General features: G+C 35.8%; 25 protein-coding genes. 20 read left to right on the top strand and 5 right to left on the bottom strand.

Going from position 1 to position 13,621, the window contains the following annotated elements; genetic code table 11:
- Positions 1-43 precede the first annotated feature (43 nt).
- The 20 genes from NKG37_RS24775 to NKG37_RS26440 all read left to right on the top strand — a co-directional run bounded on the left by NKG37_RS24775 (position 44) and on the right by NKG37_RS26440 (position 8,694).
- On the top strand, positions 44-184 hold the full coding sequence (locus tag NKG37_RS24775) for a hypothetical protein (protein ID WP_224427767.1): 141 nt from the start codon (positions 44-46) through the stop codon (positions 182-184).
- A gap of 16 nt (positions 185-200) precedes the next feature.
- Positions 201-362 carry a PTS ascorbate transporter subunit IIC gene (locus tag NKG37_RS24770; protein WP_101730683.1) on the top strand — a complete coding sequence of 54 codons (162 nt, stop codon included), beginning with the start codon at positions 201-203 and terminating at the stop codon, positions 360-362.
- A 4-nt stretch (positions 363-366) separates the two neighbouring features.
- Positions 367-579: a hypothetical protein gene (locus tag NKG37_RS24765; RefSeq protein ID WP_101730684.1), complete on the top strand. Its 213-nt coding sequence runs from the start codon at positions 367-369 to the stop codon at positions 577-579.
- 60 nt (positions 580-639) lie between these two features.
- The gene (locus NKG37_RS24760; RefSeq protein ID WP_101730685.1) at positions 640-822 is read left to right on the top strand and encodes a hypothetical protein; all 183 of its coding nucleotides are present in this window, start codon (positions 640-642) and stop codon (positions 820-822) included.
- 72 nt (positions 823-894) lie between these two features.
- Positions 895-2,112, top strand: coding sequence for a hypothetical protein (locus NKG37_RS24755; RefSeq protein ID WP_224427765.1), 1,218 nt, complete (start codon positions 895-897; stop codon positions 2,110-2,112).
- A 26-nt stretch (positions 2,113-2,138) separates the two neighbouring features.
- On the top strand, positions 2,139-2,873 hold the full coding sequence (locus tag NKG37_RS24750) for a hypothetical protein (RefSeq protein WP_254415494.1): 735 nt from the start codon (positions 2,139-2,141) through the stop codon (positions 2,871-2,873).
- A gap of 56 nt (positions 2,874-2,929) precedes the next feature.
- Positions 2,930-3,925 carry a hypothetical protein gene (locus tag NKG37_RS24745; RefSeq protein WP_254415493.1) on the top strand — a complete coding sequence of 332 codons (996 nt, stop codon included), beginning with the start codon at positions 2,930-2,932 and terminating at the stop codon, positions 3,923-3,925.
- Between the two features lie 4 nt (positions 3,926-3,929).
- Positions 3,930-4,094 carry a hypothetical protein gene (locus tag NKG37_RS24740; RefSeq protein WP_224427764.1) on the top strand — a complete coding sequence of 55 codons (165 nt, stop codon included), beginning with the start codon at positions 3,930-3,932 and terminating at the stop codon, positions 4,092-4,094.
- A gap of 29 nt (positions 4,095-4,123) precedes the next feature.
- Positions 4,124-4,543, top strand: coding sequence for a hypothetical protein (locus NKG37_RS24735; RefSeq protein ID WP_367976253.1), 420 nt, complete (start codon positions 4,124-4,126; stop codon positions 4,541-4,543).
- The gene (locus NKG37_RS24730; protein WP_101730689.1) at positions 4,544-4,825 is read left to right on the top strand and encodes a hypothetical protein; all 282 of its coding nucleotides are present in this window, start codon (positions 4,544-4,546) and stop codon (positions 4,823-4,825) included.
- Positions 4,819-4,959, top strand: a complete 141-nt coding sequence (locus tag NKG37_RS24725; RefSeq protein ID WP_224427769.1) for a hypothetical protein — start codon at positions 4,819-4,821, stop codon at positions 4,957-4,959. Before NKG37_RS24730 ends, NKG37_RS24725 begins: the two co-directional genes overlap by 7 nt.
- Positions 4,956-5,339 (top strand): hypothetical protein, encoded by a 384-nt coding sequence (locus tag NKG37_RS24720; protein ID WP_101730690.1) that lies wholly within the window; start codon positions 4,956-4,958, stop codon positions 5,337-5,339. Before NKG37_RS24725 ends, NKG37_RS24720 begins: the two co-directional genes overlap by 4 nt.
- An 11-nt stretch (positions 5,340-5,350) precedes the next feature.
- Entirely contained in the window at positions 5,351-5,524 is a 174-nt protein-coding gene (locus tag NKG37_RS24715) for a hypothetical protein (RefSeq protein ID WP_224427763.1), read from the top strand.
- 40 nt (positions 5,525-5,564) lie between these two features.
- Positions 5,565-5,906, top strand: coding sequence for a hypothetical protein (locus NKG37_RS24710; protein ID WP_101730691.1), 342 nt, complete (start codon positions 5,565-5,567; stop codon positions 5,904-5,906).
- A complete protein-coding gene (locus NKG37_RS24705; protein ID WP_101730692.1) occupies positions 5,906-6,535 on the top strand; it encodes a zonular occludens toxin domain-containing protein in 630 nt (209 codons plus the stop codon). Before NKG37_RS24710 ends, NKG37_RS24705 begins: the two co-directional genes overlap by 1 nt.
- Complete coding sequence (locus NKG37_RS24700; RefSeq protein ID WP_101730693.1) at positions 6,532-6,888, top strand: hypothetical protein; 357 nt, start codon at positions 6,532-6,534, stop codon at positions 6,886-6,888. Before NKG37_RS24705 ends, NKG37_RS24700 begins: the two co-directional genes overlap by 4 nt.
- Entirely contained in the window at positions 6,885-7,544 is a 660-nt protein-coding gene (locus tag NKG37_RS24695) for a lytic transglycosylase domain-containing protein (RefSeq protein ID WP_224427762.1), read from the top strand. The genes NKG37_RS24700 and NKG37_RS24695 overlap by 4 nt, the downstream gene beginning before the upstream one ends.
- 10 nt (positions 7,545-7,554) lie before the next feature.
- A complete protein-coding gene (locus tag NKG37_RS24690) occupies positions 7,555-7,962 on the top strand; it encodes a hypothetical protein (protein ID WP_101730694.1) in 408 nt (135 codons plus the stop codon).
- Positions 7,952-8,203 carry a hypothetical protein gene (locus NKG37_RS24685; protein ID WP_101730695.1) on the top strand — a complete coding sequence of 84 codons (252 nt, stop codon included), beginning with the start codon at positions 7,952-7,954 and terminating at the stop codon, positions 8,201-8,203. The genes NKG37_RS24690 and NKG37_RS24685 overlap by 11 nt, the downstream gene beginning before the upstream one ends.
- A gap of 365 nt (positions 8,204-8,568) precedes the next feature.
- The gene (locus tag NKG37_RS26440) at positions 8,569-8,694 is read left to right on the top strand and encodes a hypothetical protein (protein WP_318010500.1); all 126 of its coding nucleotides are present in this window, start codon (positions 8,569-8,571) and stop codon (positions 8,692-8,694) included.
- 282 nt (positions 8,695-8,976) lie between these two features.
- Here the strand turns inward: NKG37_RS26440 and NKG37_RS24675 are convergent, their stop codons facing one another.
- The 5 genes from NKG37_RS24675 to NKG37_RS24655 all read right to left on the bottom strand — a co-directional run bounded on the left by NKG37_RS24675 (position 8,977) and on the right by NKG37_RS24655 (position 13,615).
- Positions 8,977-9,660: a hypothetical protein gene (locus NKG37_RS24675; protein WP_254415492.1), complete on the bottom strand. Its 684-nt coding sequence runs from the start codon at positions 9,658-9,660 to the stop codon at positions 8,977-8,979.
- A gap of 48 nt (positions 9,661-9,708) precedes the next feature.
- A complete protein-coding gene (locus NKG37_RS24670; protein ID WP_254415491.1) occupies positions 9,709-10,239 on the bottom strand; it encodes an IS66 family transposase in 531 nt (176 codons plus the stop codon).
- A gap of 152 nt (positions 10,240-10,391) precedes the next feature.
- Positions 10,392-11,417, bottom strand: a complete 1,026-nt coding sequence (locus tag NKG37_RS24665) for a tyrosine-type recombinase/integrase (protein ID WP_198013198.1) — start codon at positions 11,415-11,417, stop codon at positions 10,392-10,394.
- Entirely contained in the window at positions 11,407-12,390 is a 984-nt protein-coding gene (locus NKG37_RS24660) for a tyrosine-type recombinase/integrase (RefSeq protein ID WP_254415103.1), read from the bottom strand. The genes NKG37_RS24665 and NKG37_RS24660 overlap by 11 nt, the downstream gene beginning before the upstream one ends.
- Positions 12,377-13,615, bottom strand: a complete 1,239-nt coding sequence (locus tag NKG37_RS24655; RefSeq protein WP_016203141.1) for a tyrosine-type recombinase/integrase — start codon at positions 13,613-13,615, stop codon at positions 12,377-12,379. The genes NKG37_RS24660 and NKG37_RS24655 overlap by 14 nt, the downstream gene beginning before the upstream one ends.
- Positions 13,616-13,621 lie beyond the last annotated feature (6 nt).

The following is a 13,621-nucleotide window of genomic DNA, read 5'->3' as shown; positions in this document are numbered from 1 at the left end:
TTGTTAATTTACTTGTTCATGCAGTGACAAGGGGTGCTAGTAGATGGAAATAGGCGGTCTAATGGCATTTGCATTTAAAGTCTTCTTAGGAAACCCAGACATTATGATTAGCCTGATCACATGGACTGTATTAACTACTTTATTTCTCACGATCTTAGAGATCAATAAGAAGTTGAAACAGTAGAAGGGGGAGAGAAGCTTTGAATCTTAGTGGTGTATGGAATTGGACATTCTTCTGGAACTCTTTCGGATACTTTCTTAAAACAGTTGCTTCGTTCTTAATGGTTATCGTCGCCATTATTGCAGTAGGTATGCTGTTGAATGTAGTTATTAACGCTATCCGTAACGGAAAACAGACTTAATCCCATGCCAGAAATTAATTTTTTTACAGAAGAAAGAATGGCAGAGTTTTGGGGGTATGTCCAAATGCTCCTTAAAACTTCTATGCCAAGCGTGATGATGGTTGTTGCTTTAATGGCAGTTGGTATGATTATCACAATAGTTATTGCAGCTTTTAAAAAGGCTGCTAGTGACAAAGAAGAAAAAGACGATGATGATTACGAAATACGGCATTATTAGGAATTACTAGCTTTGCTAGATTAATAAAAAAATTAAAAATATTTAAGGGGGAAATTTATTATGTCATTAGATTTCACAGGAGTTACATTACCATTTGACGTTAGCGATCTTGTTACAAGCGGTGCTGCATTACTAGGTTTAGTTGGGGGATTTGTATTATTAGGTTTAGCATTCAAGTTCGTACCAAAACTTATCACGCTTATTGTTAATGCTTTCCGTGGTGGTTCAAGCAGAGGGGCATAATAGCCTTAAACTAAGAAAGGGAGTAGTTAAGGCTACTTCCTTTTTTAATAGGTAGAGGGTGAGGTTTATTATATGTTTAAAAAACTTAGTGTATTAACCCTTCTTATATCGGTGTTTTCCCTTCCTTTAACCACTCTAGCAGCAAGTCTAGATTATGGCTATTTTGGAACAACAAGCGAAACTTCTTATCTGACACCAGATGGAACTAACCATGATGATTATTGGTTAGATGTAACTGTAGACGGAGCAGGAAGCGGAAGGGTGTTGTGGTATGGTGAAGGCTCTGACAATTTGATAGGGAGCAACGCTGTTCCTGGAAGTGTTACCGCACCAGACGGAGCAATCTTTATGAAATTGGTTAGTGATGATGGCGGAGAAATATATGCTGTTATCGCCCATTCCACTAACCCTGCTGCTGAAACAGTTAATTTTACCGCAGGAGATACAAGCAGCGGTGGCGGTGATGCAGGAGGAAGCAATGGAGGAAGCGACAATATATCTTGTACGATTACTAATTCGTGTGCTGTCTTTGATTGTCCAGAATGGGATACCTATATGAGCAAGATTAATCAAATTGCTAGTAATATGCCAGAAATGCCGAATTGGAATGTTGTTGCAGGACAATTTGCAGATGAAATTGCACCAAGAGTGAAAAACGATATGAAGAATCTTTTTGAGGACACAGTAGCGCCACGAATCAAGTCGGATATGAAAAACTTATTCGAGAACACAATGGCGCCGAGGTTAAAGTCAGATATGACAGACGTATTAACAGATACATTAGGAAGCGCTCCTGATCTACCGAGTGAGCCAGAAATGCCAACATTGATGGAGGATATAGACTTGTCGCCACCTACTGGAGAAGAAGCAGAAGGACTAGGGGATTCTACTTTTTCAGAAAATGATATTAAAAATGAATCAATTGAAATAGAAGAACGGAATGATCCGACAGGAGGATTTAATATAGACAATCCATTAGAAACGATAGAAGATCCACCAATTAACGTTCCGAATGAACTAGAGAATAACGCTCCAACACCAACTGAACAGGAGAATCAAGCGCCTACACCAACAGAAGATGGAGCAGAAGCACCAACACCTTCGGAGCAGGAATACAATGCTCCTACACTGACAGAACAAGAGAATAGCGCACCTGTTCCAACCGAGCAAGAAAACCAAGCGCCAACACCAAGCGAGGATAGTTGGGAAGTACCTATACCGAGTGATGATAATTCTTCTTTTCCGATACCTTCTATTGGTGATTCATCATTTCCGGTTCCAAGTAGTTAGTAAAGAAGTAAAGAGAAGGTGATCGTTTGAAAAAAATAGCTTTAATTTTTGGATTGGTTTTTATGTTAGTGCCAATTACTAATGTTTATGCAGCTAGTGGAGGTTTATTAGACGGTAAGAATATAAAAGTAGGTCCGAATATCAATTTAATTTTAGATACTACAAATGATGTGACTGATGGTAATAATTCCACTTTTTATACTCTATCTGGTGGTTCTAGTTTGGATTCTGTTAAAGACCATTTGTTTTTTGAGTTTGAAAATATCATGGATATTAACTCTTATTATGTTCGCGCTTCTGGCAATCAGTTAAGAATGCACTTTTTTGACTATCAAAAAAATTATCTAGGTTATATAAACGAACCTTTAACCTTAGATTCAAAGGTTACTATTACCGAATATAAAAAGGTTAAATATGTTGCGATAAGTAATTATTCATCAACGAATATAAACATTAATGAATTTGATGTTTTAGGAAAACTTTCCCCAGTTGTAAAGGAGGAAGTAACAAACTTAAATTTAGTTAATGAGAATGAAGGGGTGAAGATAACTTGGAAAAATCCTACTAACAACTTTCATTTTGCAGGGATAAAAATTTATCGTAATGGAACTTTATTAACTACCTTGAATAAAGAAACAGAAGTTTTTTTAGATAATAGTATTCAACTCAACTCCTCATACAATTACAAAATTACAGCTCTTTATAGTGGTGATATTGAGACAGAAGGAACGATCCAAATATTAAAACACCAGAACCTTTAATATTAAAAGAAGTAACAGCAGAACCAGACGTTAAACGAGTTGATCTATCTTGGAAATTGCCAAACAACGAAAAATTAAAACACGTAAATATATACAGGGATACAGTTCAAGAACAAACAGCGCTACTAAGATTCTTTTTTGGTGAATCAGTAAAAGCAGCCGAAACAAAAATATTTGAAACAAATGGAACATATTTCAATGACTTAACAGTAGAGCCAGAAACAACCTACGAATATACGCTTTCCATAACAGACACGAGCGGACAGGAGACAGGTTATACCGATATTGAAGTCACTACACTAGAAGAACCGCCACCGGTTTTGACCGAAGGAAACTTGGAAGAAACGGAAACAGGTGATTATAAATTCACTTGGAATGAACCTACAGAAGGAACAGTAAGAATACTTGTAGGTGGACAAGAATATGCAACAGTTGACGCTACTAATAAAGAAATAATTATTCCGAAGGCAGATATGAAATATACAGCTATTGGTGATCCCGATGTATCAGCCATTCCTATTTCTGAAAGTGGAAAAGAAGGAAAGAAAACCAAGCCACCATCTACTATAGACAATGTACAGCTGCCATTTGATTATAAGGAATTGGTTAACGCAGGTTCACAATCACTTTGGATAATAGCACCATTTGTACTATTAGCATTATCTTTCTTGCTTGTACCTAAGTTAAGAAGATTGATAATAAATGCTTTTAAAGGAAAAAAAGGCAAGGAAAAGATAGAAACGGAAAGAAGGACACAATCCGATCGATCAGAAAGAAAAGATAGGTCGCTCTTAAAAAGAGAACGTATGGAAAAAGAAAAGCTTGAAAAAGATAAAAGTCGTATAGAACTAAAAGATACTACTGTAGATAGTAAAGATAGTAGAGAAATAAGGGTACGAGAACGTGCATTCAGACAGCCTAAAATTCGTAAAGAACGAACCATAAAAGAGCCGAGAATAAGTAGGGTTAGCAATGAGCCAAGACGAGAAAGAGAAATAAGGCAAACTGTAAGAGAACCTAGAATGCCAAGAGAAATAAGAAAAGGGAGGTAGTTAGATGTCAATTGAACTTATGCAGGGGATTATCGAAATAGTCTTTAAAGGGAATTTACTCTATTTATCTCCTATTCTTTTTATTCTAATGGTTGTGATTTTTTCCGACCATCTAATAGAGTTGATTAATCGTGCCTTAACCACCAACGAGGGAAGGCGTAGGTATTAATGGGGATCATAGGCGATGCTTTTGGGAAATTGTTTGATCTAATCTGGAGCGTAATTTTATGGTTAGCGGAATTTATTACTCAAGTATTTGAAAATGTTGTAGAAATACTGACTACTATATTTGAATTTATTTATGCATTAATAGACGCTTTTATTTACTTGCTCTATATGGTGGGAGTATTAGCGGTCAAGTTGTTCTTAGTAATATTTAATGCAGCTAAATTACTTTGGTCTTTAGTTGTTGGATTTGGAAGAACATTAGCAAGTTTAAACTATACACCAAGATCAGGCAGCGGAAATGGATATAGTGTAATATTAGGAAGGTTATTCAATGGTTTAAATGCTTTGCAGTTAGATTCTATTGCTTATATTATTCTGTTTTGTTTATGGTTTATCACAGCCATTTCAGCTATTAAACTAATTAGTTCCATAAGGGTAGGTGGCGATTAAATGGAAATGAAAGAATTATTTAGAAGTTTCCTAGACAAGATATTTCAGCCACCTATTACCTTCTTAGATTTAGCAATCGAAAGGCTAGATAGTATTAATTTAGTAACAGCACAAGGAATTAATATAGGTCAATATTTTGCAGTGTTTGGAGATTTGCCGACTTCTTGGCAATTAGTTATTTCATCTATTTTAATCTCTACTGTTTTTCTAGGGGGATTATTAATTTTTAGATCAGTTATGAGAATGTACTATTCGGTTAAAGAGGGGGTTAAGTGGTGGTAGAAGCTTTCATGTATATGTATTTTGTTGGAGCAGGAACAGCGTTAGGAGTTGCGACAGTTGCCTTTATGGGTTGGAAAGTAGTGAAACGTTCAAACAATAAACAAGGAAGAAGAAAAGGAGTAGCAGCCAGATGAGTTTATTTAATAAAAAGAAAGACGATGATGAATATTTATTTGAAACAAGAGATATTTTAATTGTTTTTGATGATGAACAGAAAACGTCAGATATTAGCACAGTTACTCACATTGATCATGAAAGTGTGATTGTAGCAGGGAAATATAAAATACCGTTGTTGGATTGTGTGGTAACAACAGGGTTAGACGGAAGAAACTATTTCTATAACGCTCCTACTCAATCTATTTTAGAAACCAAAAGATTAGCAGATTTAGAGCGCAGCATGGTTCTGGAACAGATCACAGCGTACCGCCCACCTTTACCACCATCTAGCATGGATTGGACAAAAGGTCTTTTGTTTGGAGCGTTAGTGTTATCGATCATCGGGTTAATGTTTTAGGGGGTATGAAAATGAGTGAAGAAATTATTCGGAAAATTTATGAGTTAAAAGGAATAGTACATGCTGCCAATGAGTTAGTAAATCATGACTTTGTGTTTGATCATCCATTAGTAGAAAATATTTCAGCTATTCTAAATGACGTTATCCAATTGATAGAAAAAAAGAGTGTCGGAGAAACGCTCTAGAACGAAATGAAATTTATTTTTATGGGGAGTTGGTCACTAAATGCAACAGAGCAACGCAGAGAAATTGCAATCAGCTATATCGGATGATTTATTTCCACAAGTGCAACACATTTCAGACGTAAAACAAGTTTTAGAAGAAATGAAAAGTACAGCACAAAATTTACGAGAGCCACAAATAAAAGCACTACTACTTTTAAAATCGATGGGAGAAAACAAGTTTCTTCATCCAGAAGGAAATCCATATAAAAAGGTCATAGAATTTATCATGGAAGGAAAAATACATGTTGCTTCTCCAGACTACTATTTAGATGCAATAGAAGCATTAATACCGAAACCACCAAAACCAATTATCATGGCAGAGAAAGGAGCGATTAAGAAGTAATGGCACATCATTTTGTGATACAAGGACCATTAGGATCAGGGAAAACATTTTTAGCTTCTACTCTAGCTCATTGGTGGAAGTTAAAAACAGAAAGAAACGGTGGTCATGTGGAGTTATTCTCCAATTATGATCTATTTGATAGCAGACCAATGACACACTTTACTGACTGGTATGAAGTGGCTAAAGCGCAAGGTAGCATTTGTGTATGGGATGAAGCCTATCTTGTCTTTTCTAATCGAAAATGGACAAAGTATGGGCAAGGAATTTTAACAGATGTACTCATGTTAACTAGGAAAATGAAGTCAGTTCAATTTTACTGCACTCCTTCCATTAACTTTGTGGATTCAAGGGTTAGACAGATTGCAGAAGTTTTAATAACTGCTAGAAAAATAGGAGATAAAGGCTTTTCTTATCACTTTCAAGACTTTCAAACAGGTGAATTTATGATGAAGCAATTTCTTCCTATGTGGAAGGCGAAAAAGATTATGGCATGTCGATTGTATGATACAGAGAATATGGTTCAATACTTTCCGGTTCCCCAGAATGAAAGGGAAGGAGAAAAATTCTTTGCAGAGTTAGAAGATATTCATGATAAAGCTCGAGGGAAAGAAAGGAAGCTGATTATATGAAAATTCAATTTGACACCTTTTCATTAATTCCACCAGATTATAAAAAAGAAGATCCACGAGGATTGTTATATCTGTACCCAAATTCTTTAAATATAGTTGCTTACGCACGTAAAATGCAGCAGTTCTCTTTTTATCAATCGTTGCAAGTAGCAGAGACTCTAGCGAAAAGACAAGGATATATCCTGTTGCCGTGGTCATGTATTCATTGGAAAAGAGCGAAAACCCTAGGTCATGATAGAAAAATAAAGATTGGAAGAAAATCTTATTTCCTTGTAAAAGTGGATGAATTAACCTCAAAAGAAGAAACAAAGCTAAACACTTATTTAGAAGAAATGAATGAGAGTACAGGATGAGAAAACTATTTGTTTTTATCATGAGTATTTTGTTATTTTCTTTTAATAGCTTGGGAGAAGTAAAAGCAGCAAGTCTTCCAGAATTACAGAACAAACTACAGCAAACTGAATCAGAAAGACAGCAACTAAAAACAGAATGGAATAAGGATCAAACTAATCAGCAGCTTTCACAAAAATATAGCAAACTAATAGTAAAGGAAAATGCTTATAAAAAAGCTATTGACCATATAACTAGAGATAGGGAAATTTTAAATTCCGAAAATTCAAAAATATTGAGTGTGAAAGACATTCCAGAAAACTATGTGCCAATATATCAAGCAGCCGCCAATAGATATGGAATTGATTGGACAGTAATAGCAGCGATTCATTATATTGAGACAAGCTTTTCTACTCATGTGACCATGACAAGTAGTGCTGGAGCAATTGGTCATATGCAGTTCATTCAATCAACATTTGAAGCATATGGAGTGGATGGAAACGGAGACGGTAAAAAAGATCCTTGGAATCTACAAGATGCTATTTTTTCAGCAGCCAATTATCTAGCTGCAAATAACTTTAGTGTTAATCAAAGAAAAGCCATATGGCATTATAATCATGCGGAATGGTATGTAAATGAAGTCCTTGCAACAGCAGCATATATTCAAAAAAATAATTGAGGTGAAATAGATGAAACTTACATTAACAGGTCCAGAAACAGAAGTATTAACCGTTCATTTGCACGTAATGAGAAAGAGTATAAAAAGTGTCTTGAAACGAAATTACGGTTATTTAGAAGGTAAAAGACTTATGAAAGTATATGACGAAGTTAAAACTACATTGAAAGATCAACTAGAATATCTAGATGAAAATACAGAATATCCTTTTCTGCTTAATGAGGAAGAAATTGACTTGCTTTACTCCTTCTTACAAGCTTTTTGTCAAAAAGTAGAAGCTGAAATGACAAATAAAATAGAAAACGACCGTGAGAGAAACAAAGCAAAAGATAATTTGAAATTCGATGTGCTAAATGGTGTTAAGGAGAAAGTAACAAATTTATATGTACACATAAATGCAGGTGAAACAGTTGGAGTATAATAGCAGCGCCTTATTAGCAGGGAGATTAATAGATGATACTAGATCGTTAAATTCTTATAATGACCAGATACTTAGAAAGTTAAAGAGTCTTTATTTGAAAAGAAAAATTGATGTATATGAATATAGCCATTTAGTAAATATCCTTACATGTGTCAGTTTGAAATTGGATGATGTGAAAGGGAAATTAAATGCATTAATTGATGTTGAGGTAAGTTCATCTTCTATCGACATAAGAATTTAAAAGTAATATTTATCAAAAACGAACGTTTATGAAAAGAATATATTTTTATGAAAAATCGGTTTGAAAAACCGATTTTCTTTTATCAAAACTATTCTCAAATTCAAATAATCTAAATACAAACAATTAACCATTTTCGAAAGGAGTATATGATGAATATTGGATATTCAAGGGTTCAACAATAGATCAAAATTTGAATATGCAGATAGATGCTTTATAGAAGTATGCTTGTGAGCGAATATATCAAGAGAAGAAGATTACTGGAACTAAAAAGAATCGACTAGAGTTGACAGAGCTAATGACTATATTAAAATCGAGATAAAATTGTTATTTGTAAATTAGATAAGATAAACAGAAGTACAAAGCATTTGATTGAGCTTAATGAGTTTTTTGAGAAGAAAGGAGTGGAGTTTGTTTCCATCCAGGATTCGATTGACACATCCATACCTATGGGGTGGTTTCTCTTTCGGAAATTGGCTAGTATGCTGAGTTAATGTGTTGGAAAGGGAAATTATTAGTGAACAGAAAAAGGCAGGATTGGTAATAGCTTGTTCTAGGGGGAAAAAGAAGGCAGACTAAAAGTTTTTGAAAGGCATCATAGATAAGCTTCAAAGATGTATTATTCAAGTTAATATTCAATAATTGAAATAGTTGGGAAACAGGAATATCTCAGGCCACATTGTATAGAAATATTAACAGAGAAGAAGGTTAGAAAATAATATTACAATCCTCCTATAAAAAGAGGATTGTAACGCAATTAGAATCGATTCAACTAATCAATCATATTGTTTGTATTTAGAAAACTTATATAAAAATTCCCAATATTCATCTGCAAAACCACTTTCTGCCCATAATTCTCCATAAGCATCAATATGAGCTTGTATTATTTGAGTTTTAGTTTTAAAAGGTGCTTCATACCACGGGATTTTTTTACTCATCCTTTGTGTTATTTGGTAATGATAATTGTACTTTGGTATAAAGATAGCTAACATTTTTCCGGAAGTAGTACCTAGTTTACTAGCAAAACGCTTTTCGAAAATATGATGTCTTTCCCATCCTGATCCTTTGTAATTACTTGGGGCAGATATATTTTGTAGGGCACTATATTTTCTTACACCTTTTGCAAGACTAGGCTTAAGCACAGAGGTGCTACCTTCTATCATTCTTTTTACACCACTTACTGCAGGTACACCTGGAAATACAACTGCTGCACCATCTGCTACAACCCAAAATCCATTCCAAAAGGTTTTATTCTTATTATATTCGCTAAGAGAAAGAGAGAAACTTGCAATATCAAATATTGTGTCTATAGCTAAAGGGCTAATAATCGGTTCTGTTGATGTTTTAGAAGTAGATGTAGATAGATAGTATTTTTTGTATTCAAGTTCTCCGACATCATTTGAGTAACTTAAAGTAACGTAAGCCCGAAATAAAAAACAGCGTACCTTCATGGTACGCATGATAAATAGCCGTATTTTTATGATTTTTTATCAAAAATACGGCCTCATCTATCTTCTATTACATGTTGCTTGAATCATTTTAGACCAAGGCATGTATTGATCTAGAATTTCAGGATTTTGATGGATGCCGATATTCGGTAGATCCGTCAAAAGTTTCTTTATATATTCATAGAAATCAATGCCATTACTTTTTGCAGTTTCTGCGATACTCAAACAGATGGCATTCGCTTTTGCACCGGCTTCACTAACACTAAAGAGCCAATTTTTTCGACCAATGACATTGGGGCGGATGGCGTTTTCGGCTGGATTATTATCAATCTCAATGCGGCCATCGTTCAAGAATGCTCTAAGCCCATTTGCTCGATTCAACGTATATTCAGCTGCCTTTGCGAGGGCATTTTTTCCGTAGAATGGTGATGTTTCAATCCAGTTAAGAAATTTGTCAACGATTGGCTTCGAGTATTTTTGGCGTTTTTTTCTGCGCTTGCTCGGAGACAAATGTTTAAATTTCCTTTCTAGTCGATATAATTCATCACAATACTTCACACCAACTTGGCCATTCTTACTGTCGGCTTTCAACCAATAACGACGAACATGAGCCTTATCCGAGAACTTAGATAAGGCACATTATCCAAGAAGTTTGATTATCCGAGAAGAATTACTGTATGTCCTTAAAATACAGCAATTCTTCTCTTTTTTCTTAGATAATTATTTGATACACATTTCGGTTTTCAATTCAGAAAATCTGGAATTCTATTTGACCTTTGAGAAGTTTTTCTTTCATCTATATTTGAAGGGAACCATTTTTCATTCCACTCTTTTAAATGCCTGTTAACCGTGTCTTGGGAAATATCCGCATAAATCTGAGTCGACTGTAGAGATGCATGTCCCAAAAAATTCTTTATCACAACCAGAGGAACACCGGCTTCAAGCATATGGCTGGCAGTTGTATGTCTCATAGAATGAGGTGGATAACTACCAGCAAGAAACATGGACGGTTTTTCTTTTTTAGCAACGGTAATATACTTTTTGAATATTCCCTCTATACAGGAAACCGACATCTGCTCATGCGTTTGGCTTGAAAATATATGCCTTTCAGGTTTATCACTGATTTTTCTGTGCTCAATATACTTCTTAAGTGGGGTGGCACAGGCGATAGGAATACCGATACGGCGGCTCTTTCTGCCTTTCCCCGTAATATTTAGTGTAGCGCCTTTTGGATGAAACTGAACATTTCCGACCGTAAGGTCACATATTTCTTGTGCACGCGCTCCGCTTGCATACATAAGACTTAGCAAGATTTTATCTCTGAGACTAATTTCCCTGTTTTCATTAGGAAGGGCTAAAAGTATTGTGACTTCCTGACGGGTAAAAATCGCTCTTTGCTTATGCTGGCTTTTTTTCATAGGAATCTTATTCACACTATTCCTGAAAACAGAAGCCGCAGCAAAATCCCGGTTTTGTGCATAGGCAGAAAAAGAGTTTATTGCAGACAACCGCTGGTTTTTAGTAGATGCACTGCAACCACGTACCGATTCAATCCATGTAAAAAATTCTGTTAATGTTATATAATCAAGTTTTTCAAAGGTAATTTTGTCAGCTTCGATTCCTTTTTCCTTGTACATGAATTCGATGAGCAGGCGGAATGCATATTTATAGGATTTAACTGTATTGGGACTTGCACCTACGGAACATGGAAGATAGGTGGTAATAAAGGCGTCAAGGAGCCTTAAAAAATCAGATGCTTTATTCATCATAAGACACCTCCGGGAAAACCTGCAGTGTGTAATCCTCAAACAGTTCCATAGCTTCAGGAAATAATTCGCTGCTGAATTTCAGATAACTCTCCGTTTCTTTAAGGTTGTCATGTCCTAGATATATGGATAAATAGGGAACGGAAGCATCAATCGAACGCCCTGACTTTTCAGCTTCTGCAAAGGATTTAAAGGCAAACACATGCCTCAGGCAGTGAAGGCATGGTCCACGTTCCCGTTTTGCTTTACCTTTCAACGATATGCCGGCATATTTCAGTATGGTATTGAGTTTATTACGGGCAGCTTTTACAGAAAGCGGTACTTCCTGTATTGCACTGGGGAACAGTAATGCTTCGGCTTTTCCTATCAACCCCATTGCTAAACAGTATCTAATCAAGATTGATGTCAAAGTCTGATGCATAGGTACTAGCCGTTGCTTGTCTCCTTTTGTCTGTTTTAGAATGAGGATTCCACCATCGAGATCCACATCCTTCATCTTCAAAGCTAGAGTTTCCCCTACGCGCAACCCACAGCCATACATGATTCGGAGCATCATTGGAAACTCAAGCTGGATATAAGGATTCGGTTGGCTCTTTGTAAGGGTAATATTATCGGATAATAAAAAAATCCTTTTTAGTTCCTCGTCAGAAAAAATATACGGAACATAATCATCTGTAACCTTCGGTATTGGAGGCATAAAAACCCTAATTCCAATACTGCTTAAATACCGGAGAAACAGTCGTATAACAATAACCTTATTGGCAATGGAACTGCTTTTTCCTGATAAATTTTTAACCCATTCGGTTATGACACTCTCAGAAATTTCCTTATGTTGAAGATTACAATCTATCAAATAGCTATCGAAGGTGGTAAGATAATGGCAATCATGAGCATAGGCACTTTCACTTAGTACAGCTTCTCTCATTGATAAGAAATCGGCAAACTCAATGTGCAAGATGCTTTTAAAGTCCTGCATAACTTCGCCCTCCATTCAGAAAAGCTTCGAACACACCGGAAGGTGCTGGTACCGCTATTGCATATTCACGTAAACGTTCTATATCAACTTTTGCATAATGCTTTATTGCGTTTGGATCCGTATGTCCAAGCACTTTACGTACAACATCATATGGTACTTGATCATTAACCATGGAGCTAGCGAGAGATGACCGGAATGTATGTAAACCATGCTTTTTATCAGAAATGTCAATGCCGGCTTTTCGAAAATATCGTGTAGTTGCAAATCGAATAGCCGAAGTGGTTATTCCTTGATAAGGAGCATTCTGACGGAGAAATATACGACATTCATCATTAACTGTCGGACGTGCTTTTTCCATGTAATTCATAATAGCTTCTTTTATTTCCGGGAGCAGTGGTAATTCTTGCGGTTGTAGGGTCTTTTCCTGAACTATGTGAATAGAATTGCCCTCAAAATCTATTTCATCAAAAGTCAAGCCTGCGATATCTCCAGAACGCATCCCAAGCCGAGTCGCAAGAAGTAGCATCGCATAATTACGTATTCCGATTTTACTTGACCGGTCTATAGCATTTTCAAACCTGAGGATTTCATCCTCCGAGTATGTAGCAGGGACCATAAATGGTCTTGTATAATGGGGGACAATGGTGGCATAATCGTATTCAATCACGTTTTCTTTGTAAAGATATTTAAGGAACATTCGGATAACCGCCCAAGCGTCCTTATTATGAAACATCAAACAGGCTTTACATATCTGTGTGGAATTTATATATCTTATGTCATTACATCCTAAAGTCATCAAAAAGATCAGAAAATCTCCACAGAATTTTCTTTTTCCTTTAATGGTTCCTGGCCGATTTCCATCCTGCTTACAAAATGACAGGTAATCTTCAAGCAAAACCGCATGGTTTTCTGGCAACTTAACAGATGATTTTTTCCGTTGGGGTGAGTACTCCCTTCCATCACAATAATCGCTTAATCTTCCTATTACTGTACTAATTGTCTTTTGAAAAGAAACACTTATTTCATGAGTGGAAATGTAATCCTCAACAAAAGCTTTCCCGATTTCGGAAGAATACGTAGATATTTCATTTAGCTGCGTATATAGTGCAAGGTTTTTTAATATTCGCCGGTAATTGTTCAGTGTTTCCTTTCCATAGCATTTTAATTGAAGCTCCTCTAACAATCCATGTGTCAGTTGTTCGACTGACTGATTCTCTTTTTCCATAAGATA

The sequence above is a fragment of the Niallia sp. RD1 genome (assembly GCF_024219955.1).
Lineage (GTDB): Bacteria > Bacillota > Bacilli > Bacillales > Cytobacillaceae > Niallia > Niallia alba.
Note: the sequence above shows the minus strand (reverse complement) of the source record. Positions and strands in the feature narration are given on the sequence as shown.

Bases quoted from the DNA above. Each gene is read 5' to 3' on its own strand.
- NKG37_RS24775 (WP_224427767.1), top strand. From the start codon at position 44: ATGGAAATAGGCGGTCTAATGGCATTTGCATTTAAAGTCTTCTTAGGA.
- NKG37_RS24765 (WP_101730684.1), top strand. From the start codon at position 367: ATGCCAGAAATTAATTTTTTTACAGAAGAAAGAATGGCAGAGTTTTGG.
- NKG37_RS24760 (WP_101730685.1), top strand. From the start codon at position 640: ATGTCATTAGATTTCACAGGAGTTACATTACCATTTGACGTTAGCGAT.
- NKG37_RS24755 (WP_224427765.1), top strand. From the start codon at position 895: ATGTTTAAAAAACTTAGTGTATTAACCCTTCTTATATCGGTGTTTTCC.
- NKG37_RS24740 (WP_224427764.1), top strand. From the start codon at position 3,930: ATGTCAATTGAACTTATGCAGGGGATTATCGAAATAGTCTTTAAAGGG.
- NKG37_RS24730 (WP_101730689.1), top strand. From the start codon at position 4,544: ATGGAAATGAAAGAATTATTTAGAAGTTTCCTAGACAAGATATTTCAG.
- NKG37_RS24720 (WP_101730690.1), top strand. From the start codon at position 4,956: ATGAGTTTATTTAATAAAAAGAAAGACGATGATGAATATTTATTTGAA.
- NKG37_RS24715 (WP_224427763.1), top strand. From the start codon at position 5,351: ATGAGTGAAGAAATTATTCGGAAAATTTATGAGTTAAAAGGAATAGTA.
- NKG37_RS24710 (WP_101730691.1), top strand. From the start codon at position 5,565: ATGCAACAGAGCAACGCAGAGAAATTGCAATCAGCTATATCGGATGAT.
- NKG37_RS24705 (WP_101730692.1), top strand. From the start codon at position 5,906: ATGGCACATCATTTTGTGATACAAGGACCATTAGGATCAGGGAAAACA.
- NKG37_RS24700 (WP_101730693.1), top strand. From the start codon at position 6,532: ATGAAAATTCAATTTGACACCTTTTCATTAATTCCACCAGATTATAAA.
- NKG37_RS24695 (WP_224427762.1), top strand. From the start codon at position 6,885: ATGAGAAAACTATTTGTTTTTATCATGAGTATTTTGTTATTTTCTTTT.
- NKG37_RS24690 (WP_101730694.1), top strand. From the start codon at position 7,555: ATGAAACTTACATTAACAGGTCCAGAAACAGAAGTATTAACCGTTCAT.
- NKG37_RS24675 (WP_254415492.1), bottom strand. From the start codon at position 9,660: ATGCGTACCATGAAGGTACGCTGTTTTTTATTTCGGGCTTACGTTACT.
- NKG37_RS24665 (WP_198013198.1), bottom strand. From the start codon at position 11,417: ATGATGAATAAAGCATCTGATTTTTTAAGGCTCCTTGACGCCTTTATT.
- NKG37_RS24660 (WP_254415103.1), bottom strand. From the start codon at position 12,390: ATGCAGGACTTTAAAAGCATCTTGCACATTGAGTTTGCCGATTTCTTA.
- NKG37_RS24655 (WP_016203141.1), bottom strand. From the start codon at position 13,615: ATGGAAAAAGAGAATCAGTCAGTCGAACAACTGACACATGGATTGTTA.